Consider the following 20,790-nt stretch of genomic DNA (forward strand, 5'->3'; position numbering starts at 1 on the left):
AGCCATGAGAACGAGAATAGAGGGGCGCGGGGTTGCAAGGGGTCGGATCGCTGCCGCTGTGGCAGCCGTATGTTCAGCCGCTGCATGGAGTCCGGCGCATGCCGGGGACTTCACGCTCGGGGAGGGCATCGAAGGCACATGGAGTTTCTCCAGCAGCCTGGGCACCAACGTCCGCATGCAGGGACGCGATCCGGCCCTGACGTCGGCGGGTAACGCCAACCATAACGGCGGCGTCGCCGGCAACGGAGGCGGCACCACCGATGACGGCGACCTGAACTTCGGCAAGCATGACGTGTTCTCCACGGCGCTCAAGATGGTCGGCGATGTGGACCTGCGATACAAGAACGTCGGCGCCCTTGTGCGTGCGAAGGCGTGGTATGACTACACGCTGGCCAACAAGTCCGTTCCTCATGGCAGCTTCGATACCGCTTATGTCCCGGGCAAGCTGGACGACCGGAATTTCGACAAGGTCGCCAAGTTCCAGGGTGTGGACTTGCTCGATGCATTTGTGTATGGCACATGGGATGTAGGCGACACCAACAAGCTCAATTTCCGACTGGGCAACCAGGTCGTGAACTGGGGCGAGAGCATCTTTATCCAGGGCGTCAATGTCATCAACCCCATCGACGTGCCCGCGGCGCGGCGTGCCGGCGCCCAGGTGAAGGAACTCCTGCTGCCGGTGCCGCTTGCGTACGCCAACCTGGGGATGGCCGATGGCCTGAGCCTGGAAGCGTTCTACCAGTTGCGCTGGAAGAAGACGGTCGTTGACGGTTGCGGCACGTTCTTCTCTCCCGCGGACGTCATCAATTGCGGCGGCGCGCAGTTCGGGCCCGACCTGTTCTCCGACAAGGAACTCTACGACGGCGTTCCGGCGTTCGGCGGACTCAACTTCCGCGCAGATCGCCTGGCGGATCGCAAGCCGAAGAACATGGGGCAATACGGCGTCGCGATGCACTACGTCGAACCGACGACGCAAACGGACATCGGGTTGTACTACCTCAATACGCACACACGAGTGCCTTATCTCAGCCTGTCCAGCCAGCCGTCCACGCCCACGTCCCTGTACGGGACGTTGGCGCCGCTTTCGTACGCTATCGATTATTCGGCCGAGAACATCAAGACGATCGGCCTGAGCCTGTCCAATACCATCGGCGGCGTGTCGGTGGGCGCAGAGCTGTCCTATACCAAGGACTTGCCGGTGCAGGTCAATGGCGGCGACCTCGTGCAGTTCGGTATTTCAGGCGGCACGCAAGGCCCGCTGGTCGGATCGCGCGCCTACAACCCGGCTGGCGGCCTGATCCAGGGTTACGACCGCAAGGACAAGGTGCAGTTGCAGCTCGGTGCGATCAACGTGTTCAGCCGTGTCCTTGGCGCCCAGTCGCTGCTGGCCGTCGGAGAAGTGGGCTTCAGCTGGACGCGGGGATTGTCTGACCCGGCCTCCGGCGTCCGTTATGGCCGCGCCTTCACCTTCGGCACGGCATGGTCGCCGACGTACACCAACCCGGCGCTTTCCACCCAGGCCGGCTGCGCGGCGGCAAACACGGCCGGCGGCACCAACCCCGGCAACTGCGACCAGAGCGGCTTCGTCACGCCCTTTGCCTGGGGCTACCGGCTCCTTGGCGAGCTGGAATACGCGAACGCCCTGGCGGGCTGGACGGTCAAGCCGCGCGTGTTCTGGTCACACGACGTGCGCGGCAATTCCGCCGACGGCGCATTCCTCGACGACCGCAAGACCCTGGGAATCGGCGCGAGCATCACCAAGCTGATCGACAGGTGCCGTTGGACGTTCGACGTGGCGTACACCAATTTCCTTGACCGTTCGCGCTGGGACACCAACCGCGACAAGGACTTCCTCGCCGCCAGCCTCAGTGTGTCGTTCTAAAAAAATCAATGGAGACGAACGTGTTCAAAATACATGCAAATACACTGGCGATCCTGTGCTTCGCAGGCGCCATGGCGGGACAGGTCCACGCCAAGTTGAACAGCGATGAGATCGCAAGGCTCGACAAGGACCTGACGCCGGTCGGCGCGGAACGCGCCGGCAACAAGGCCGGTACCATTCCGGAATGGAAGGGCGGGCTCACCAAGCCTCCCGCGGGCTTCGACATTGCGAAGGGACACACCAGTCCGTTCGCGAATGAAAAGCCGCTCTTCACCATCACCGCGCAAAACTGGGAGCAGTACAAGGAACATCTCTCGGCCGGGCATATCGCGATGCTCAAGCGCTATCCGAACACCTACAAGATGCCGGTCTACCCGACCCACCGCACGGCCGCCTTGTCGGATGCCGCCTACGACAAGATCCGCAAGCAGGCGGACAAGGTGGAGCTGACCGGCGGCGGCACCGGGATCGCGAACTGGGGAACCTCTCCCGTACCGTTCCCGATCCCGAAGAATGGCGCCGAGGCGATCTGGAATCATGAAGTGCGGAACCGCGCCGGCGGCATCGATCGCCGCCACCTGATCGGCGCGGTGAATCCAGACGGCTCCTTCAATGCCTACGGCATCGATGAAAGCTGGATCTTTCCCGAAAACATGGACAAGCCGGACGAGAACCGCTTTTTCTATTTCCTCGCCAGGCTGTATGCGCCGTCCGACGTGACGGGCGACGTGGTCCTGATCCATGAGCCGCTGGATTTTTCCAAGGACAGCCGGCTTGCCTGGGTCTACAACTCCGGCCTGCGTCGGGTGCGTCGTGCGCCGCAGATCATTTACGACTCGCCGGGCAGCTTCTCCGAGGGCACGCGGACGGAGGACGACTACGACATGTACAACGGCCCGATCGACCGTTTCGAGTGGAAGCTCGTCGGGAAGAAGGAGATGTACATCCCGTACAACGCCTACGCTTTGCATAGCAAGAGCCTCAAGGCCAAGGATGTGCTGAAGGGGAACCACATTGAGCAGAACCTCGCTCGCTACGAGTTGCACCGCGTGTGGGTGGTGGAGGCGACGCTGAAGCCGGGCGCGCGCCACATTTACGGCAAGCGCGTGTTCTACATCGATGAGGATTCCTGGACCGTCGCCGTCAAGGAGCAGCACGACGGGCGCGGCCAGCTCTGGCGCGTCGGCGAGGCACAGATGATGCAGTTCTACGACGTGCCGCTGCCGTATTACGCGTTCGAGAACATGTACGACCTGCAGGATGGCCGCTACTTCGTCGCCGGCTTCTCGAACGAAGAGAAACCGTGGCGCTTCGCGGCGAAAGCACGGCGCAACGACTTCGATCCTGACGCGCTGCGCCGCGCCGGGACCAAGTGACCCGCGAGGAGACTGTCATGACTCATTCAGCCGCATCGTCATCCCGCAATACGCTTATTCCGCCTCGTATCAGATGGGCGATTGCAGCGGGGTGCGCAGGCATCCTGGCGGCCGGCATGCTTTGGACGCGAGATGGCGCTTCGGCTGCCGCCAACAAGACGCCGCCGGAACTCATCCCGACGGCGTCCGCGGGCGGGCAACCGTTCGACCTGCTCGAAACGCCGGCCCCGCAGTCGCCGCGCGCCGCCGCGCAGCTCATGAATGCGCTTGCGCGGGCCGGGTCGCGGCTCGTTGCGGCCGGCGCGCGCGGGACCATCATCTACTCCGATGACGAGGGAACTAGCTGGAAGCAAGCCTCGGTACCGGTGTCGGTGATGATCACGGGCCTGGCATTCCCGACCGAGAGCAAGGGATGGGCCGTCGGCCACGACGGCGCCATCCTGCACACGGCCGACAGCGGGCAGACCTGGGTGCGGCAGTTCGATGGCGTGGCCGCGGGCAAGCTGATGCTGGCGCATGCGGAAAAGCGCGTGGAACAGCTGCGCAAGAAGGTGGATGGGCAAAAGGCGCCCTCGGGCGAGCTTGCCGATGCCCTGGAGGCGGCGGAGGATGCGCTGGCCGGTATCGAGTCCGCATCGCGCTTCGGTCCGTCGCGTCCGCTCCTGGGAACGTGGTTCAAGGATGAGAACGAGGGATATGCGGTCGGTTCGTTCGGCATGGCGTTTTCCACGCAGGACGGCGGCAAGACCTGGACGCTGATGTCCGACCGCTTCCCCGATGCGGGCGAGCGCCACTACTACACGATTACATCGCCGATGCACGGCGTCATCCTGATCGCGGGCGAGGAAGGCACCATCCTGCGGTCGGCCGATGGCGGCAAGACCTGGCGCGAGCAGCCCTCCCTGACCAAGGGAAGCATCTATGGACTATTGACCAGCCGGCATGAAGGGAAAACGCGGGTGCTGGCATTCGGCTTCGGCGGCGTGCTGTTCCGCAGCGAGGATTTCGGCGCCACGTGGTCCCAGATTGAACTCGACACCAAGAGCGCGCTGTACGGCGGCGCCGCGCTGGACGGCGGCAGCGTGCTGGTCGCAGGGAACAACGGTGCGCTTGTCAGCAGCGAGGATGGGGGTGCTTCATTTGCCTTCACCCGAACTGCCGGCGGGCGACCGTTGACCAGCGTGGCGAGATTGAAAACCGGCGTGCTGCTCGCCGGATGGGGCGGCGTCATTCAACAGGGAGTAGAGCGATGAACAAGCCTGTGCATTCCGCCGACACGGCCGGGAAGGACGCGGGTGGCGGCCCGCTGCATCAACTGGAACAATTCCTGGCCCACCTCCTGTTTCAACATCGGAAGGGCGTGCTGATCCTCTTTTCCGTGCTCACCGTTCTGTTCGCGTGGCAAGCGTCGTCGCTGCGGCCGAGCGCCAGTTTCGAGAAGATGATTCCCACCCGTCATCCCGCCATCGTCAACTACCTCAAGCACGAGGGCGAGCTGCGCGGACTGGGCAATGTGGTGCGCGTGATCGTGCAGAGCCGCAATGGCGACATCTTCACGCGGGAGTTCCAGGAGGTGTTGCGGAGCGCCACGGACGAAATATTCTACATTCCGGGCGTGGACCGAGCGGCGATGCGGTCGGTATGGACGCCCAATGTACTGTGGGGGGAGGTAACGGAAGAGGGTTTCGAAGCCGGGCCCGTCATTCCGCAGGGCTATGACGGTTCGATGGCGGCGCTGGACCAGCTGCGGCTGAACGTCTACCGGTCGGGCGAGGTGGGATCGCTGGTGGCGAACGACTTCAAGTCGGCATTGATCCTCGTGCCGCTGCTCGAACGCAATCCCGATACCGGCGAGGCGCTGGACTACGCAAGGTTCTCGAAAGACCTGGAAGAAAAGGTGCGACGCAAATACCAGAACGCGGACATCGAAATCCGCATCGTCGGCTTCGCGAAAGTGATCGGCGAGCTGATCGACGGCGCGGTACCCATCCTCGGTTTCTTCGGCCTGACCCTGCTCCTGACCGCTGGCTTGCTGTACTACTATTCGCGCTGCGCCCGCAGTACCGCCACCACGATCTTCTGCTGCCTGGTCGCGGTGGTCTGGCAGCTCGGCTGTGTCGCGCTGATGGGGTATGGCCTCGATCCCTATTCGATACTCGTGCCCTTCCTCACGTTCGCCATCGGCATCAGCCATGCGGTGCAGAACATCAATGCGACCGCGCTGGCGGTGGCGAATGGCGCCGGACGCATTGAGGCCGCCAAGGCGTCGTTCCGCACGCTGTTCGTCGCCGGCACGGTTGCCCTGCTGTGCGATGCCGTGGGGTTCGCCACGCTGCTCATCATCGACGTGGGCGTCATCAAGGAACTGGCGATTGCCGCGAGTATCGGCGTGGCCGTCATCATCTTCACCAAGATGTTCCTGCTTCCCGTGCTCATGTCCTACACGGGCGTCAGTCCGGCGGCCGTCACACATGCACGGAACAAGTGCAGCAGCGTATCCGGCATTTGGCGCGCCGTCGCCCGCTGCGCGGAGCCGAAGACAGCGGTTGCGGTAGTGCTCGTCAGTGCGGCAGTCCTGGCATTCGGCTTCATCGCCAGCCGCGACCTGCGCATCGGCGATCTGGATCCCGGCGCCCCGGAACTGCGCAAGGACTCGCGCTACAACCGTGATGTCGACTATCTCGTCACGCACTATGCGACCAGTACCGACATGCTGGTGGTCATGACGAAGACGCCGGCCCAGGGATGCCGCGACTACCAGGTGCTGGCCGGCATGGACCTGCTCGCCGCCGAGCTGGAGAAGATTCCGTCGGTGCAGCGCACCCAGTCCGTTTCGGATTTTGCCTACCGCGTCCTGGCAGGCAACAACGAAGGCAACCTGAAATGGTACGCCATCAGCCGCAACAAGTACGCCCTGGGCAGCGCGTTCAACAAGACGCCCAAGGAATATATCGGCAGCAATTGCGCAATGACGCCCTTCATCGTCTACCTGAACGACCACAAGGCGGAAACCCTGTCCGAGGTCATGAAGGCGGTACGCGACTTCAGCCGGACCAACGACTCGGAACAGGTGCGCTTCGTGCTCGCCGGCGGCAACGCAGGCATCGAGGCGGCCACGAACGAGGTGATCAAGGAAACGGAACGCACCATGCTCCTGCTGGTGTATGGCATCGTCGGCTTGCTGCTGCTGCTTGAATTCCGCTCATTCAAGGTCATGGTCTGCATTATCGTTCCGCTGTACATCACGTCGGTGCTGTGCGAAGCGATCATGGCGCGCATGGGGCTTGGGGTGAAGGTGGCGACCTTGCCGGTGATCGCATTGGGCGTCGGCATCGGGGTCGACTACGGCATCTACATCTACAACCGGCTGCAGCAGTACATGGAGCAGGGATACGAGTTCAGCGAAGCCTATGCCAGGACGCTTATGACGACGGGGCGGGCGGTCGCCTTCACCGGGCTGACGCTGGCGGTTGGCGTGCTGACGTGGATCGGTTCGGAGATCAAGTTCCAGGCCGACATGGGCTTGCTGCTGACATTCATGTTCCTGTGGAACATGGTGGGAGCGCTCGTCCTGCTGCCGGCGCTGGCGCGTCTCATCCTCGTGCGCAGGCCCGCACTGGCTGGCGTCCCCGCCTGATCGTCGGGTGACTCAAGAAAAAGGGGCTGCCTTGGCAGCCCCTCATGCATTTCAGAGGCAGTTTTTCGTCGCGTCAATGACGGCGGCCGGCTCTGCAAGATCGACAACGTTGCCGACGAGGGGGACGGATTGTCCGCGGTAAGCGGAGGGCGTCAACGATGTGTGACGCCGGAAGGTGGTGGAAAAGTGCGCCAGGTTCTTGAAGCCCGTCAGGCGGGCAATGTCCCCGATCGGGAGTTGCGGCTGGTCGCGCAGCAGGCTTCGCGCACGCTCCATCCGTGTGGCGAGCACATAGTCATAGGGCGTCTGCCCGATCGTTTCCCGGAAGGCCGACAGGAAATGGCTCTTGGACATGCATGCCAGGTCGGACAGGTCCTTGAGGCAGATGTCGTCGGCGAGCCTGTCATGGATCATCTGCTCGATCTTCTTGAGCACGGAGGGGCGGAGGCGGCCCACTGCGCGCATGGCGAGCAGGTCCGGATCGCTCTTCTTTTTCGAGTAGTTCTTGACGAGGTGGCGGATCACCAGGCTTTGCATCTGGTCGACCAGCAGCGTCTCCATGTGGGTGCCGGAGTCGGAGGATGACGCCGACTCGGTGACGAGCATCCTGAAAAATCCGTCCAGCCAGGGATCGATGACAGAGAAGAAGTCGGTGATACCCAGGGGTTCCCGGGCGTCGTGCGCATCCGCCGAGAAGGCGCCCAGCGCGCTGTCCGGAAAATACAGGTGCAAGACCTGGGTCTTGCCGCGCAGGAGCCAGTCGCATTCCTGGTTGGCCGGTATGAAGGTGACGCTGCCGACCTTGGACCGGGATCCGGTGACGCGGCCTGCGCGCAAGCGCTCCACGTCGGTATTGCCCGAGATGTGATAGCTCAGGACGTGCTCGGTCGTTTTGCGCGGATGCGCAATGCACGGACCGAAGTTGAAGCGGGCGCCGACAACGGAACCGGTATAACTGCTGATGACGTAGTCGGGTGCCGACTGCGTTGCGTCCCCGATGATTTGCGGGGTCGCCAAGAGGGATGCCATGCAAAGTCTCCTAATTTCTTGTTTTTGATGGATGTGGTGCCGGCAGGCATGATTTTTCTTGTTGGATGGCACCTATTCTTGTCACTTTAGTTCATTTTTCAAGGCCTTCAAGACAGGTTGTTTCAGTTTCGGACGATTTTTGGCAACCGCGTGGCAAGCCGCCGAAGCGCTGATAAAAATACGATGCTGCACTCGGTGCGACGTCATCTTCGCGCTTCAACGTATCGTCGATGTACTGTTCGGCGAGGACGCAGGTCGCCTTGTACACGGCGCAGCACAGTTCATACGCGGTCTTGCCCGGCCAGTCCTTGGGAAGCAGGACCAGCGGAAGCTGCGGATCGTGCAGCGTCACGCGGCGGAAAGCATGCGTGACGAGAATGCGTATAGCGAAGGCTTGCTCCGGTTCGATGCCGCCCCTGCCCGCCAGCAGGTCCGTCAATGGCGAGAAGCGCGCGATGAAATGCGCATAGTCCGCGATTGCCGGCGCCAGATCCCAGTATTCATTCACCATGGCATCAGTCGGACGTCCCGACGGCAGGCCCGCATCCTGTGCCCGGCATACATAGACGTCACCCGTCACGCCCACGCGGTGCAGGATTTCATTGAGCGGCTCGTCGTCGCGCCCGGGATGAGCGAACACCATCGGGGCAACCATCGCATAGCCCTGCCACACCAGTTCCCGGCGCAGGCTCGACCGCTGCTCTGTCGTGAGGGATGCCGAGTTCGCCATCAGCAGGGTCCATTTTCCATCCCAGGACTGGAACGACGGGGCATAGATGCGCTCATAGGCACGCTCGAACCGCGGCGCCGATTTCGGGTTGAGCGCGTATTGGCTGCGCCGGCCTTCGCGCTGCGCATCCAGCCAGCCTTCTTCCGCGAGCCGGAAAACGCTCGTGCGCACCAGGCGGTCATTGATCCCGAACGGTGCGAGAAGGTCGATCAGGCTGCCGAGCCAGACCTTGCCTCCATGCGGCGTGATGACGTCGCCGAACAGCGTCATGACCAGCGACTTCGCGCGCGGCGGATCGCTGGCCAGGTAGGCGTCGATCCATTTTTTCAATGTGCTGCTTTTCTTTGTCATGAAAGTGCGTGTGGCATTGAGTTGATCGTGATTTACCGAAAAAAGCGATACGATTTGAATAATATGATACACGAACGCGCGTTTACATTCATGAATACGTATCATATTATCGAATCAATGGAATTCAAGGTTGGCCGGATAAGAAAACGGTTGAATGAACAAAGGAGACTTTCGTGTACGCACAGTTGGTTGAAACCGGCGTCAAGGCGCTGCGTTCCGCGGAGGAGATGGCGCCCGAGGAGCGCGCATTTCAGCAGCGTATCGATGCGGGCGTGAAGATCGAGCCGAAGGATTGGATGCCGGCGGCGTACCGCAAGACGCTCATTCGCCAGATATCCCAGCACGCCCACTCCGAGATCGTCGGCCAGTTGCCGGAGGGGAACTGGGTGACGCGCGCGCCGACGTTGCGGCGCAAGGCCATCCTTCTGGCCAAGATCCAGGACGAAGCCGGCCACGGACTCTATCTGTATTCGGCGGCGGAGACCCTCGGCGTGTCGCGGGAGGCGTTGGTGGAGGACTTGCATGCCGGCAAGGCGCGGTACTCGAGCATCTTCAATTATCCGACGCTTACTTGGGCCGACGTGGGGGCAATCGGATGGCTGGTCGATGGCGCGGCTATCGTCAACCAGATCCCCTTGTGCCGCTGCTCTTTCGGGCCCTACGCGCGGGCAATGATCCGTGTCTGCAAGGAGGAATCGTTCCATGCACGGCAGGGGTACGACATCATGCTTTCGCTCTGCCGGGGCACGCCCGCGCAGAAGCAGATGGCGCAGGACGCGCTGAACCGCTGGTGGTGGCCGGCGCTGATGATGTTCGGTCCGTCGGATGCCGAGTCGGTCAACAGCGCCCAGTCCGCGGCCTGGCGCATCAAGCTGTTTTCCAACGATGCGCTGCGGCAGAAGATGGTCGATCAGACGGTGCCGCAAGCCGAGTTCCTCGGCCTGAGCATTCCCGATCCCGATCTGAAATGGAACGCCGAGCGGCAGCACTTCGATTTCGGCATCCCCGACTGGGACGAGTTTTATCGCGTACTGCGCGGGGACGGTCCATGCAACCGGCATCGCCTTCGGACGCGGGTGAAGGCCTATGAGGATGGGGCCTGGTTCCGCGAGGCGCTCGTGGCCTACTCCGCCAAGCACGCCGACGATAAGCATCGGTCGCACAACCCGGCCTGAGCAGGAGATCTCGTGGATACCAAGTGGCCCCTCTGGGAAATTTTCATTCGCAGCCAGCACGGTCTGGCGCACAAGCATGTCGGCAGCCTGCACGCGACGGATGGCGAAATGGCGATCAACCATGCGCGCGACGTCTACACCCGGCGTAACGAAGGCGTGAGCATCTGGGCAGTGCGCGCCGTCGATATCACCGCCAGCAGTCCCGGAGACAAGGGGCTGCTGTTCGAGCCGTCGAACAGCAAGGTGTACCGGCATCCCACTTTCTTCCCCTTGCCCGACGAAGTGCGGAACCTGTAATCGACGCCGGGGAGAAACAGCATGCATGATCATCGATTCGAATACCTGCTTCGCCTTGCGGACAATGCGCTGGTCCTGGCCCAACGTCTATCCGAGTGGTGCGGCAAGGGGCCGGTCCTCGAAGAAGACATGGCCTTGACCAACGTGGCGCTTGACTTGATCGGGCAATCGCGCCAGTGGCTTGCCTACGCCGGGGAGGTCGATCCCGCGGGGCGGGATGAAGACACGCTCGCGTTCCTGCGCGATGCGCACGAGTTCCGGAACCTGCTGCTGGTCGAGCAGCCGAACGGCACCTATGCCGACACGATCGCCCGCCAGTTCTATTTCGACACCTGGCATTTCCTGCTGCTGAGGGGTCTGCTCGGATCGTCCGATTCACGCATCGGGGCGATTGCCGAGAAATCGCAGAAAGAAGCGGCATACCATGCGCGGCGCAGCGCCGACCTCGTCGTCAGGCTGGGCGAAGGCACAGAGCTTAGCCGCACGATGATCCAGGCGTCGCTCGATGGATTGTGGACGTATACCGGCGAAATGTTTGCCCTGGATCCGGTCGCCGCGGCGATGGCACGGGCAGGCATTGCACCGCTTCCGGCCGCGCTGCAGTCCCCGTGGATCAATCATGTGCGCTCGGTTTTCGACGAGGCAGGACTGACAATGCCGTCGTCGGAAGCATGGATGCAGCAAGGCGGCGTGCGTGGCGTGCATACCGAGCACCTGGGCTACCTGCTGGCGGAGATGCAGTTCCTGCAGCGCGCCTACCCGGGGGCGCAATGGTAGGAAAAACGGGGTTCAGCGTGCAACAAGTCTGGGAGTGGCTGGAGACGGTTCCCGATCCGGAAATTCCTGTGGTCTCCGTCGTCGACCTCGGCATCGTGCGCGCAGTTGGCATTGCCGGCGAAGCCTGCACGGTCCTGGTGACGCCGACATACAGCGGTTGTCCGGCGATGCAGACCATCCTGGACTGCATCCATGCGGTCCTGCGCGAGAAGGGGATCGCGGACGTGCGCCTGGAAACGCGGTTGTCGCCGGCGTGGACGAGCGACTGGATATCCGCGAAGGGACGAAGGCGGCTGGAAGAGTACGGCATCGCGCCGCCGGTGACCTCCGCCCGGGCGCAAGTGATCGACATCAGCCGCCTGCACCGCGGGAACGATCGCGAGGCACATGTGCCATGTCCACGCTGCGCCTCGTCGGACACGCGCGAGGTCAGCCGATTCGGTTCGACTGCCTGCAAGGCCCTGCATGTATGCAACAGATGCCGGGAACCCTTTGATTACTTCAAATGCCACTGACGGTTTGTTCGGGCAAGTCCCGGGCTTCCCGCGTGGCCGGATAACTCTTGTCATGAGCACGTTTCATCGACTTACGGTAGCACAGGTGCAGCCGGAGACTCGCGACGCGGTCGTCGTCAGTTTCGACATCCCCGACGACTTGCGCGAGACGTTCAGGTTTACGCAAGGCCAATACCTGACCCTGAGAGCGACGATCGACGGAGAAGAAGTCCGGCGATCCTATTCCATCTGTTCGGCGGTGCAGGAAGACGCGCTGCGCGTGGCAATCAAGCACGTTTCGGGCGGTGTGTTCTCGACCTGGGCCAACACAGCGCTGAAGGCCGGTGCGTCCCTCGACGTCATGCCCCCCGAAGGCCGCTTCCACGCACCGCTGGACAAGTCCAGCGCCCGGCATTACCTGGCCATCGCGGCGGGGAGCGGCATCACGCCGTTGATCTCGATTATCAAGACGACCCTGCATGCGGAACCTGGAAGCCGGTTCACGCTGGTCTACGGCAATCGTTCGTCCTCATCGGTCATCTTCAAGGAAGCGCTGGCCGACCTGAAGGACAGGTACATGGAGCGCTTTCGCCTGGTGCACGTCTTGAGCCGGGAACACCAGGATGTCGATCTCTTCAACGGCCGACTCACGCGCGCCAAGTGCGAGGAGCTGTTCCGGAACTGGATTCCCCTGAGCGGCATCGACCTGGTGTTCATCTGCGGTCCCGGGGAGCTGATACGAGAAGCCTCCGAGGTGCTGACGGCGAACGGCATGCCTGCAGAGCGGATCAAGGTCGAGATGTTCTCGGCTGGCGCACCGACACGCAAGAAGCATTCGCAGGCGGCGGGCACACTTGCCACGTCGCACTGCGCGGTGACGGTGATCTCCGACGGCGCGCGCATGGGATTCACGATGGAAAAGGACAAGGAGTCCGTCCTGGATGCCGCCCTGCGGCAGGGGATCGACTTGCGCTACTCCTGCAAGGCGGGCGTGTGCTCGACCTGCCGCTGCAAGGTCCTGCAGGGGAAGGTCGACATGGACGTGAACTATGCGCTTGAAGACTATGAGGTCGCGCACGGGTTTGCCTTGTCCTGCCAGAGCTTCCCGGTGACGGACGAACTTGTCCTGGACTTTGACCAGGGCCACTGACGCCGAACACAACGCATTCCCATTCCACCTATGACAGACGAGGAAAGCATGACGCATCCCTTTTTCGAACGCCACCGATTGTTGCTGCGCGAAGCGGTGGACGCCATCGCGAGCCGCGCGTACTGGAGCGCCTATCCGGAGATGCCCAGCCCGAAGGCATATGGCGAGCATGCCGCCACGGAGGGCAAGGCGGCCTTCGACGGTTACCTGGACAAGCCTTTCCCCCTGGAGCAACCGGCGACGGCAAGGACCACCGGAGATGAACGCTCCCCGTACGGCTTCCGCCTGGGCGTCCGCTATCCCAAGGTCGAAATCGACGACGTGTTAGAAGCGGCCGGTCGCGCCCGCAAGGCCTGGCACGCGGCGGGACCGGCAACCTGGGCCGGCGTGTGCCTGGAAATTCTCCATCGCCTGAACCGGCGCAGTGTCGAGATTGCCCATGCGGTCATGCATACCAGCGGGCAGTCCATCATGATGGCGTTCCAGGCAGGCGGACCGCATGCGCAGGACCGGGGACTCGAGGCGGTCGCCTATGCTTGGCAGGAGTTGCAGAAGATTCCCCCGCACGCTGACTGGGAGAAGCCGCAAGGAAAGAATCCTCCTTTGCGCATGCGCAAGACCTACACGGCTGTCCCGCGCGGCATCGGCCTGGTGATCGGCTGCTGCACCTTCCCGACCTGGAACGGCTATCCCGGTCTGTTTGCGAGCCTGGCCACCGGCAATGCCGTCATTGTGAAGCCGCATCCTGCAGCGATCCTGCCCCTGGCAATCACGGTCCGCGTGGCGCGTGAGGTATTGCGTGACGCCGGCTTCGATCCCAATGTGGTGATGCTCGCTGCCCATGAGGCCGGCGAGAGCATGGCGCAGGATCTTGCCCTGCGGCCGGAGGTGGGGCTGATCGACTTCACCGGCAGCTCGGCCAATGGCAACTGGCTGGAGCAGAACGCGCGGCATGCGCAGGTCTATACGGAGAAATCCGGCGTCAACCAGATCGTCATCGACTCGACGGACGACTTGCAGGGAATGGCACGCAACATCGCCTTTTCGCTGGCCTTGTATTCGGGGCAGATGTGCACGGCGCCCCAGAACATCTACATCCCGCTCGGCGGCATCGATACGCCGGATGGCTGCGTCGGATTTCACGAGGTCGCCCAGGCGATCGGCGCCGCGATCGACAGGCTCGTCGCTGATCCGGCCCGGGCAGTCGAGGTGACCGGTGCCATCCAGAACCGCGCGGTCCTCGAGCGCATCGATGCGGCGCGCCACCTCGGGGAGGTGGTCGCCGACAGCCGGCCGGTGGTGCATCCCGCGTTCCCGGATGCATGCGTCCGTACACCGCTGTTCCTGAAAATGACCGAGGTCGACGAGAGCAAGATCATGCAGGAACTCTTCGGCCCGATCTCACTGGCCGTCGCCACGGACAGCACAGCACACAGCCTCGCGCTCGCCGGGAAGACGGCCCGCCAGCACGGGGCGCTGACCTTGTCGCTTTATTCACGCAAGCCGGAGGTGATTGCCCGCGCCCGGGAAGTGGCCGCGGAAGGCGGCGTTTCGTTGTCGATCAACCTGACCGGCGGTGTCTACGTGAACCAGTCGGCGGCCTTCAGCGACTTCCACGGCACCGGCGCCAATCCCGCTGCCAATGCGTCGCTCTGCGATACCGCCTTTGTGGCTAGCCGTTTCCGCGTCGTGCAGTCGCGGGAGCACGTGTGAAGCCCCGCCATGAGGCAACCGTGAGCTACCGCCATATCCTGTTCGAGGTCGAGGCCGGCATCGCATGCCTGACCTTGAACCGTCCCGAGAAGTTGAACAGCTTCAACCTCGCCATGCATGACGAGGTGCGTACCGCCCTGGAGCGTGTCCGCGCGGACCGTACTGTGCGTGTACTCGTGCTCACCGGTGCCGGACGTGCCTTCTGCGCGGGGCAGGACCTCGGCGACCGCGCGGTGGCACCGGGCGACAACGCCGTCGATCTCGGGGAGTCGGTGGAAAAGTATTACGGCCCGCTCGTGATGGCGCTTCGCGCGCTTCCTGTACCGGTCCTCTGCGCGGTCAATGGCGTGGCCGCGGGGGCCGGCGCCAATCTCGCCCTTGCCGCCGATATCGTCGTCGCCGCACGCTCGGCGTCCTTCATCGAACCGTTCTGCCGTCTCGGACTGATTCCCGATACCGGGGGGACCTATTTCCTGCCCCGGCTTGTCGGCACCGCCCGCGCCCTAGGCATGACCCTGCTTGGCACAAAGCTGGATGCGGAACAGGCGGCGCAGTGGGGGCTGATCTGGAAGGTGGTGGACGACGACGCGCTCGGAAGCGAAATCGAGATGCTCGCGCGCGAACTGGCACGCGCAGCGACACTCGGCCTGGCGCGCACGAAGCAGGCGATCTACGCCAGCCCGTCCAATACCTTGGAACAGCAACTCCGGCTTGAGCGCGACCTCATGCGCGAGCTCGGATACAGCCACGATTACCGCGAAGGCGTGAACGCATTCATGGAGAAGCGGCCCCCCTGCTTCAGGGGAGACTGATGATGCACAGGCATGCGTACGTCTGCTCGAAGAAAAAAGCGAATTCCCTGCCACAAGAGAAATGGATGACTGGAGCCTTATATGCTGCAACGACGCAAACCTGATCCACGCGAGTTGGAGCCCATCGAGCTGGCCAGCAAGGATGAACTGCAAGGCCTGCAGGTCGACCGGCTCAAATGGTCGCTCGCACATGCCTACAAGAACGTGTCCCACTACAGGCGCATGTTCGACCGTGCCGGCGTGCATCCGGAAGATCTGAAGACATTGGCGGACCTCGCCCATTTCCCGTTCACGACCAAATCCGACCTGCGCGACAACTATCCGTTCGGTATGTTTGCCGTCCCTCGGGAAAAAGTCGTCCGTGTGCATGCATCGAGCGGCACGACCGGGAAAGCGACAGTCGTCGGTTATACCCAGCACGACATCGATACCTGGGCGGATATCGTCGCGCGCTCCATTCGAGCCGCCGGCGGCAGGCCCGGAGATGTTTGTCATATCGCCTATGGTTATGGTTTGTTTACCGGCGGGCTGGGTGCGCATTACGGAGCGGAACGCCTCGGCTGCACCGTTATTCCCGTGTCGGGAGGCCAGACGGAAAAGCAGGTGCAGCTGATCATCGACTTCAAGCCCGACATCATCATGGTCACGCCGTCCTACATGCTCAACATCATCGAGGAATTCCAGCGCCAGGGACTCGATGCGGCAGGCAGTTCGCTGCGCATCGGGATCTTCGGCGCGGAGCCGTGGAGCGGCGCCATGCGAACGGAAATCGAAATGCGGGCCGGCCTGGATGCCGTCGATATCTATGGTCTTTCGGAAGTCATGGGGCCGGGCGTGGCCAACGAGTGCATCGAGAGCAAGGATGGCCCGGTCATCTGGGAGGATCACTTCTATCCGGAAATCATCGACCCGGACACTGGAGAGGTTCTGCCCGACGGCGAGGAAGGAGAACTGGTCCTGACGTCGCTGACCAAGGAGGCCCTGCCCATCATCCGCTACCGTACCCGCGATCTCACGCGCCTCCTGCCGCCGACCTCGCGTTCGATGCGGCGCATCGGCAAGATCACGGGACGCTCGGACGACATGCTCATCATTCGCGGGGTGAACGTCTTTCCATCGCAGATCGAAGAGCAGATCCTCAAGGAGCAGGCACTGGCGCCGCAGTACCAGCTGATCGTCACGCGCGACGCGCATCTGGATAAATTGGAGGTGCTCGCCGAACTGCGTCCGGAGCTGTCGGGCAGGCTCTCACACGAGCAGATGGGAATCATCAGCGGCGATCTGCAGCATGCGATCAAGGTGCACGTCGGCGTGACGACAAAGGTGCGTGTGGTGCCAGCGGAGAGCATCGAGCGTACGCTGACCGGAAAGGCGCGGCGGGTGGTGGACCTGAGGGCGAAATACACTGGCTGAACGCGAGGCGCAATCGCACATCCGGACCCAAGGGTTTTCAAAAATCGCTCGATTTTTTTCTTATTCCGGACTTCGCGCCGGTTGCCTATCGGTCCAGGAAATCCATCGATATGATTTGTTCATGCCGTGCAGATTTGTGTGCGGCACGTCGAGGGAGGCAATCATGGATTTGCGGAACTATCGCATTGGCGTACGGCTCGGAGGCTGCTTCGCAGCGATTCTGATTGCCCTGGTCGGCATGATATGGGTGACGTATTTCACGGGGGAGGAGGAAACGCGCACCGCCTGGTCGCAGACGCGCAACCTGGCGGCAAAGGCCAGCGCAATCGCCGAACTCCAGGCGTCCATCCTGCTTGCAAAAAATGCGGCGGCGGAAAGCGCGACGCATGCGGACTCGATCGTGAAGGACCGCGCGGCGCTGGCGATGCATCACTATCTGAACCGGTATGCCGCGGCGCGTGAACGCATCCTGGGCAGTGCGTTATCCAGTGATGAACTCCGCTACCTGAACGATATCGAGGATGTGGCGAGTGAACTGCAGACGATGCTGCATATTGCGTCTGCCAGCAGCAGCAATGGCGCGAGCGTGGCGACGGAATGGCGGGACGGCATTTTTGGACAAGTCACGGCACTCTCCAAGGCGCATGAAGCGGCTATCGAAGAGCAGGTGAATACGGCGCGCAGCAGCGGGAGAATGGCGGTGCTGCTGATGACATCCTTGATCGCCACGGCACTCGCATGGCTCCTGGCGCGGCGGTTGTCGCATTCGATCACCGCTCCTTTGCAATCCGCCTTGTCGCTTGCGAAGCGCGTTGCCGCCGGCGATCTTTCTTCGCAGCCGAAGGTGACGGGAAAGGATGAAGTGAGCGATCTGGTCGGCGCGTTCGCCACGATGAATGCACAGTTGCTCAAGATCGTGACCCAGGTCCAGGCCAGCACGAAGATGATTGCGCAGGCGTCGGACGGTGTCTCAACAGGCAGTGCGGACCTCTCGGAGCGGACGGAGAGCCAGGCCAGCTCACTGGAAGAGACGGCGTCGGCCATGGAGGAGCTTACCGGCACGGTACGCCAGAACGCCACGAGTGCGTCTTCCGCCAGCCGGCTGGCGGGAAGTTCCGCCGCGATTGCGGAGGAGGGTGGACGGACCGTGCAGAACGTCGTGCGCACGATGGAGGCGATCAAGGACCGTTCGCGCCGCATCGCGGACATCGTTGGTGTCATCGATGGTATTGCGTTCCAGACGAATATCCTGGCATTGAATGCGGCCGTCGAGGCGGCGCGGGCGGGAGAGCATGGCAGGGGATTTGCCGTGGTGGCATCCGAGGTGCGTGCATTGTCGCAGCGTTCCTCAGCGGCGGCACGGGAAATCAGGGACCTGATCGACGGGGCGGTCAAGCAGGTGGAAAGCGGGAACGCGCTCGCCGAAGATGCTGGAAGGACCATGCACAACATCGTGGCATCGGTTCAGGAAGTGGCGGCACTCATCGGCGAAATCGCGCAGGCAAGCGGCGAGCAGAGCGACGGCATCGACGCGGTAAGTCAGGCCATCTCCAGCATGGATGCCATGACCCAGAAGAACGCCGTGCTGGTGGGCCAGAACAAGGCGTCCGCGGAGAGCCTGCACGAGCAGGTCGCAGCGTTGTCCGGGGCGGTGAGCGTATTCCGTATTGAAAGCAACGTGGATGAAGCCGTGGCCATGGTTGGGCGTGCCGTGCGCGAAGTGAAGCAGAGCGGAAGGGAGCCGGCGCTGGAGGCGTTCTCGCGTCAGGATCCGACCTTTAAATACCAGGACCTGTATATCAACGCGATCGATGTGCGCGGAAACATGCTGGCATCCGGAGAAAACCGGGCACTTGTCGGAAAGAACCTGATCGACCTGAAGGACGCCGACGGCAAGTCGTTCATCAAGGAGTTTGTCCGGGTGGCCACCAGCGTAGGGAAGGGCTGGGTCGATTATCGATGGAAGAACCCGGTGAGCGGCGTCGTGGAATCGAAGTCCACCTACATCGAACGGGTCGGCGATCTTATCCTCGCTTGCGGGATTTACAAGTAGCCGGCGAGCGGGGCGAATGATTTTTATTGGTCATCTAGGACAGGATCAGGAATGACGGGCGTCACACATTTTTTGCAAGCCAGGGATTTTCTGCTGGAACACCGCACGGACTATGGAAAGGCCAATGTGGGCTTTTCCTGGCCGGTGCTGGACGAGTTCAATTGGGCGCTCGACTACTTCGACGCCATGGCGCAGGGGAATTCCAATCTCGCGCTCTGGATCGTTGGCGAAGACGGCTCCGAGAGAAAGCTGACGTTCAGGGAGCTGTCGAAGCGTTCAAACCAGGTCGCCAATCTCCTGCGCAGCCTCGGCGTGTCGCGCGGCGATCATGTCCTGATCATGCTGGGGAACGAGGTGCCGCTATGGGAAACCATGCTGGCGTTGATCAAGCTGGGCGCCGTACTGATTCCCGCTACCATGCTGCTTTCCAGCGACGACTTGCGCGACCGGATTGAACGCGGCAATGTCAAACATGCCATCGTCGGGGCGGCGCATGTCGAGAAGCTGGCGGGACTGGTCGACCGCTGCACGCGCGTGTGTGTCGGCGGAAGCCGCGAGGGATGGACATCCTACGATTACTCCAGGCATGGCTGCGAATTCATGCCCACTGGAGTGACCAAGGCGCGGGATCCGCTCCTCTTGTACTTTACCTCAGGCACGACGTCCAAGCCGAAGCTCGTGCTGCACTCGCATCAGAGCTATCCGGTCGGGCACTTGTCCACGATGTACTGGATTGGCCTGAAGCCGGGCGACATCCATCTCAATATTTCATCGCCTGGTTGGGCGAAGCATGCATGGAGCTGCTTCTTCGCGCCCTGGAATGCTGGCGCCTGTGTGTTTGTGTTCAACTACACGCGCTTCAATGCCAAGGCAATGCTGGAAGTGCTGGCCTCCTGCGGCGTCACGACGATGTGCGCGCCGCCGACGGTGTGGCGGATGCTGATCCAGGAGGACTTGCCGGCCTACCGGGATCGCATGCAGCTGCGTGAGCTGATCGGCGCCGGCGAACCGCTGAATCCGGAAATCATCGAACAGGTACGCAGCGCGTGGGGCGTCGCCTTGCGCGATGGTTTTGGGCAGACCGAGACGACGGCACAGATCGGCAACCCTCCCGGGCAATTGATGAGACCCGGTTCCATGGGGCGCTCGCTTCCAGGCTATCGCGTCGTCTTGCTCGATGCCGATGACCGTGAGGCTGACGAAGGTGAAGTATGCCTCGTCCTCGATCCCGCCCCGCTTGGCCTCATGCTCGGCTATCTGGACAGCCCGGAAAAGACAGCGGAAGTGATGCGCAACGGGTATTACCGCACGGGCGATGTCGCGCGCAGGGACGACGATGGGTACATCACCTATGTTGGCCGTGCCGACGACGTGTTCAAGGCGTCCGATTACCGTATCAGCCCATTCGAACTCGAAAGCGTCCTGATCGAGCATCCTGCGATCGTCGAAGCGGCGGTTGTACCCAGCCCTGATCCGATCCGCCTGGCTGTTCCGAAGGCGTTTATCGCGTTGCGCCAGGGATGCAGAGCGGATAGCGCGCAGGCAAAACATATCTTTTCATTCCTGCGGGACCAGCTTGCGCCCTACAAACGCATTCGCAGGATCGAGTTCGCCGATCTGCCAAAGACCATCTCCGGCAAGATCCGGCGCGTCGACCTGCGGATGGCGGAGGCGGCAAGGCGACGGCACGGTGAGAAGGGAACCATGGAATTCTTCGAGGAAGACTTTCCGGAAGTGAAGGGATAAAGCGGGCATTCCCCGACCGGGAATGCCGTCGGCATCAAAGACGTATGTTGTCTCTCCTGCATCCAGGGGCTTGCGCGGACCAAAAGTCCGCGTTTTTTTTGGGATGTGCAGATTGAGGCTGCAAAGCAAAAAGCCCACGAACGTAAATTCGTGGG

The 20,790-nt window shown here is 62.3% G+C and carries 16 protein-coding genes; 14 read left to right on the forward strand and 2 right to left on the reverse strand.

The annotated features are described in order from the left end of the window. The first annotated feature begins 4 nt into the window (after positions 1 to 4). The 4 genes from ACNOHI_RS19335 to ACNOHI_RS19350 are packed head-to-tail and all read left to right on the forward strand — an operon-like array spanning position 5 to position 6,895. Complete coding sequence (locus ACNOHI_RS19335) at positions 5 to 1,882, forward strand: DUF1302 domain-containing protein (protein WP_420476333.1); 1,878 nt, start codon at positions 5 to 7, stop codon at positions 1,880 to 1,882. Positions 1,883 to 1,902: 20 nt separating this feature from the next. Next, entirely contained in the window at positions 1,903 to 3,258 is a 1,356-nt protein-coding gene (locus tag ACNOHI_RS19340) for a DUF1329 domain-containing protein (protein WP_420476334.1), read from the forward strand. A gap of 17 nt (positions 3,259 to 3,275) precedes the next feature. Continuing rightward, positions 3,276 to 4,511 carry a WD40/YVTN/BNR-like repeat-containing protein gene (locus ACNOHI_RS19345; RefSeq protein ID WP_420476335.1) on the forward strand — a complete coding sequence of 412 codons (1,236 nt, stop codon included), beginning with the start codon at positions 3,276 to 3,278 and terminating at the stop codon, positions 4,509 to 4,511. Beyond that, positions 4,508 to 6,895 carry an efflux RND transporter permease subunit gene (locus tag ACNOHI_RS19350; protein ID WP_420476336.1) on the forward strand — a complete coding sequence of 796 codons (2,388 nt, stop codon included), beginning with the start codon at positions 4,508 to 4,510 and terminating at the stop codon, positions 6,893 to 6,895. The genes ACNOHI_RS19345 and ACNOHI_RS19350 overlap by 4 nt, the downstream gene beginning before the upstream one ends. 51 nt (positions 6,896 to 6,946) lie before the next feature. On the opposite strand, the gene ACNOHI_RS19355 is transcribed toward ACNOHI_RS19350, so the two are convergent. Both ACNOHI_RS19355 and paaX read right to left on the reverse strand, forming a co-directional pair. Beyond that, on the reverse strand, positions 6,947 to 7,924 hold the full coding sequence (locus ACNOHI_RS19355) for a helix-turn-helix transcriptional regulator (RefSeq protein ID WP_420476337.1): 978 nt from the start codon (positions 7,922 to 7,924) through the stop codon (positions 6,947 to 6,949). Positions 7,925 to 8,015: 91 nt separating this feature from the next. Next, positions 8,016 to 9,005 (reverse strand): phenylacetic acid degradation operon negative regulatory protein PaaX, encoded by a 990-nt coding sequence (gene paaX / locus ACNOHI_RS19360; protein ID WP_420476338.1) that lies wholly within the window; start codon positions 9,003 to 9,005, stop codon positions 8,016 to 8,018. 173 nt (positions 9,006 to 9,178) lie between these two features. On the opposite strand from paaX, the gene paaA reads away from it, so the two are divergent. From paaA to ACNOHI_RS19410, 10 genes are all read left to right on the forward strand, one after another. Continuing rightward, positions 9,179 to 10,180: a 1,2-phenylacetyl-CoA epoxidase subunit PaaA gene (gene paaA, locus ACNOHI_RS19365; RefSeq protein WP_420476339.1), complete on the forward strand. Its 1,002-nt coding sequence runs from the start codon at positions 9,179 to 9,181 to the stop codon at positions 10,178 to 10,180. A 12-nt stretch (positions 10,181 to 10,192) separates the two neighbouring features. After that, positions 10,193 to 10,477, forward strand: a complete 285-nt coding sequence (gene paaB, locus ACNOHI_RS19370; RefSeq protein ID WP_420476340.1) for a 1,2-phenylacetyl-CoA epoxidase subunit PaaB — start codon at positions 10,193 to 10,195, stop codon at positions 10,475 to 10,477. Between the two features lie 21 nt (positions 10,478 to 10,498). Then, positions 10,499 to 11,254 (forward strand): 1,2-phenylacetyl-CoA epoxidase subunit PaaC, encoded by a 756-nt coding sequence (paaC, locus tag ACNOHI_RS19375; protein ID WP_420476341.1) that lies wholly within the window; start codon positions 10,499 to 10,501, stop codon positions 11,252 to 11,254. After that, the gene (gene paaD, locus ACNOHI_RS19380; protein WP_420476342.1) at positions 11,248 to 11,769 is read left to right on the forward strand and encodes a 1,2-phenylacetyl-CoA epoxidase subunit PaaD; all 522 of its coding nucleotides are present in this window, start codon (positions 11,248 to 11,250) and stop codon (positions 11,767 to 11,769) included. Before paaC ends, paaD begins: the two co-directional genes overlap by 7 nt. A 52-nt stretch (positions 11,770 to 11,821) precedes the next feature. Beyond that, on the forward strand, positions 11,822 to 12,898 hold the full coding sequence (gene paaE, locus ACNOHI_RS19385; RefSeq protein ID WP_420476343.1) for a 1,2-phenylacetyl-CoA epoxidase subunit PaaE: 1,077 nt from the start codon (positions 11,822 to 11,824) through the stop codon (positions 12,896 to 12,898). 48 nt (positions 12,899 to 12,946) lie between these two features. Continuing rightward, on the forward strand, positions 12,947 to 14,611 hold the full coding sequence (gene paaN, locus ACNOHI_RS19390; protein WP_420476344.1) for a phenylacetic acid degradation protein PaaN: 1,665 nt from the start codon (positions 12,947 to 12,949) through the stop codon (positions 14,609 to 14,611). A 20-nt stretch (positions 14,612 to 14,631) separates the two neighbouring features. Beyond that, on the forward strand, positions 14,632 to 15,423 hold the full coding sequence (gene paaG, locus ACNOHI_RS19395) for a 2-(1,2-epoxy-1,2-dihydrophenyl)acetyl-CoA isomerase PaaG (RefSeq protein WP_420476472.1): 792 nt from the start codon (positions 14,632 to 14,634) through the stop codon (positions 15,421 to 15,423). 81 nt (positions 15,424 to 15,504) lie between these two features. After that, positions 15,505 to 16,836 carry a phenylacetate--CoA ligase PaaK gene (gene paaK / locus ACNOHI_RS19400; RefSeq protein WP_420476345.1) on the forward strand — a complete coding sequence of 444 codons (1,332 nt, stop codon included), beginning with the start codon at positions 15,505 to 15,507 and terminating at the stop codon, positions 16,834 to 16,836. A 163-nt stretch (positions 16,837 to 16,999) separates the two neighbouring features. After that, positions 17,000 to 18,889: a methyl-accepting chemotaxis protein gene (locus ACNOHI_RS19405; protein WP_420476346.1), complete on the forward strand. Its 1,890-nt coding sequence runs from the start codon at positions 17,000 to 17,002 to the stop codon at positions 18,887 to 18,889. 51 nt (positions 18,890 to 18,940) lie between these two features. Next, positions 18,941 to 20,635, forward strand: coding sequence for an AMP-binding protein (locus ACNOHI_RS19410; protein ID WP_420476347.1), 1,695 nt, complete (start codon positions 18,941 to 18,943; stop codon positions 20,633 to 20,635). Positions 20,636 to 20,790 lie beyond the last annotated feature (155 nt).

Source organism: Noviherbaspirillum sp. ST9, assembly GCF_048799745.1.
Lineage (GTDB): Bacteria > Pseudomonadota > Gammaproteobacteria > Burkholderiales > Burkholderiaceae_D > Noviherbaspirillum.

Bases quoted from the DNA above. Each gene is read 5' to 3' on its own strand.
- paaE (WP_420476343.1), top strand. From the start codon at position 11,822: ATGAGCACGTTTCATCGACTTACGGTAGCACAGGTGCAGCCGGAGACT.
- ACNOHI_RS19350 (WP_420476336.1), top strand. From the start codon at position 4,508: ATGAACAAGCCTGTGCATTCCGCCGACACGGCCGGGAAGGACGCGGGT.
- ACNOHI_RS19405 (WP_420476346.1), top strand. From the start codon at position 17,000: ATGGATTTGCGGAACTATCGCATTGGCGTACGGCTCGGAGGCTGCTTC.
- paaC (WP_420476341.1), top strand. From the start codon at position 10,499: ATGCATGATCATCGATTCGAATACCTGCTTCGCCTTGCGGACAATGCG.
- ACNOHI_RS19410 (WP_420476347.1), top strand. From the start codon at position 18,941: ATGACGGGCGTCACACATTTTTTGCAAGCCAGGGATTTTCTGCTGGAA.
- paaK (WP_420476345.1), top strand. From the start codon at position 15,505: ATGCTGCAACGACGCAAACCTGATCCACGCGAGTTGGAGCCCATCGAG.
- ACNOHI_RS19345 (WP_420476335.1), top strand. From the start codon at position 3,276: ATGACTCATTCAGCCGCATCGTCATCCCGCAATACGCTTATTCCGCCT.
- ACNOHI_RS19335 (WP_420476333.1), top strand. From the start codon at position 5: ATGAGAACGAGAATAGAGGGGCGCGGGGTTGCAAGGGGTCGGATCGCT.
- paaD (WP_420476342.1), top strand. From the start codon at position 11,248: ATGGTAGGAAAAACGGGGTTCAGCGTGCAACAAGTCTGGGAGTGGCTG.
- ACNOHI_RS19355 (WP_420476337.1), bottom strand. From the start codon at position 7,924: ATGGCATCCCTCTTGGCGACCCCGCAAATCATCGGGGACGCAACGCAG.
- paaX (WP_420476338.1), bottom strand. From the start codon at position 9,005: ATGACAAAGAAAAGCAGCACATTGAAAAAATGGATCGACGCCTACCTG.
- paaN (WP_420476344.1), top strand. From the start codon at position 12,947: ATGACGCATCCCTTTTTCGAACGCCACCGATTGTTGCTGCGCGAAGCG.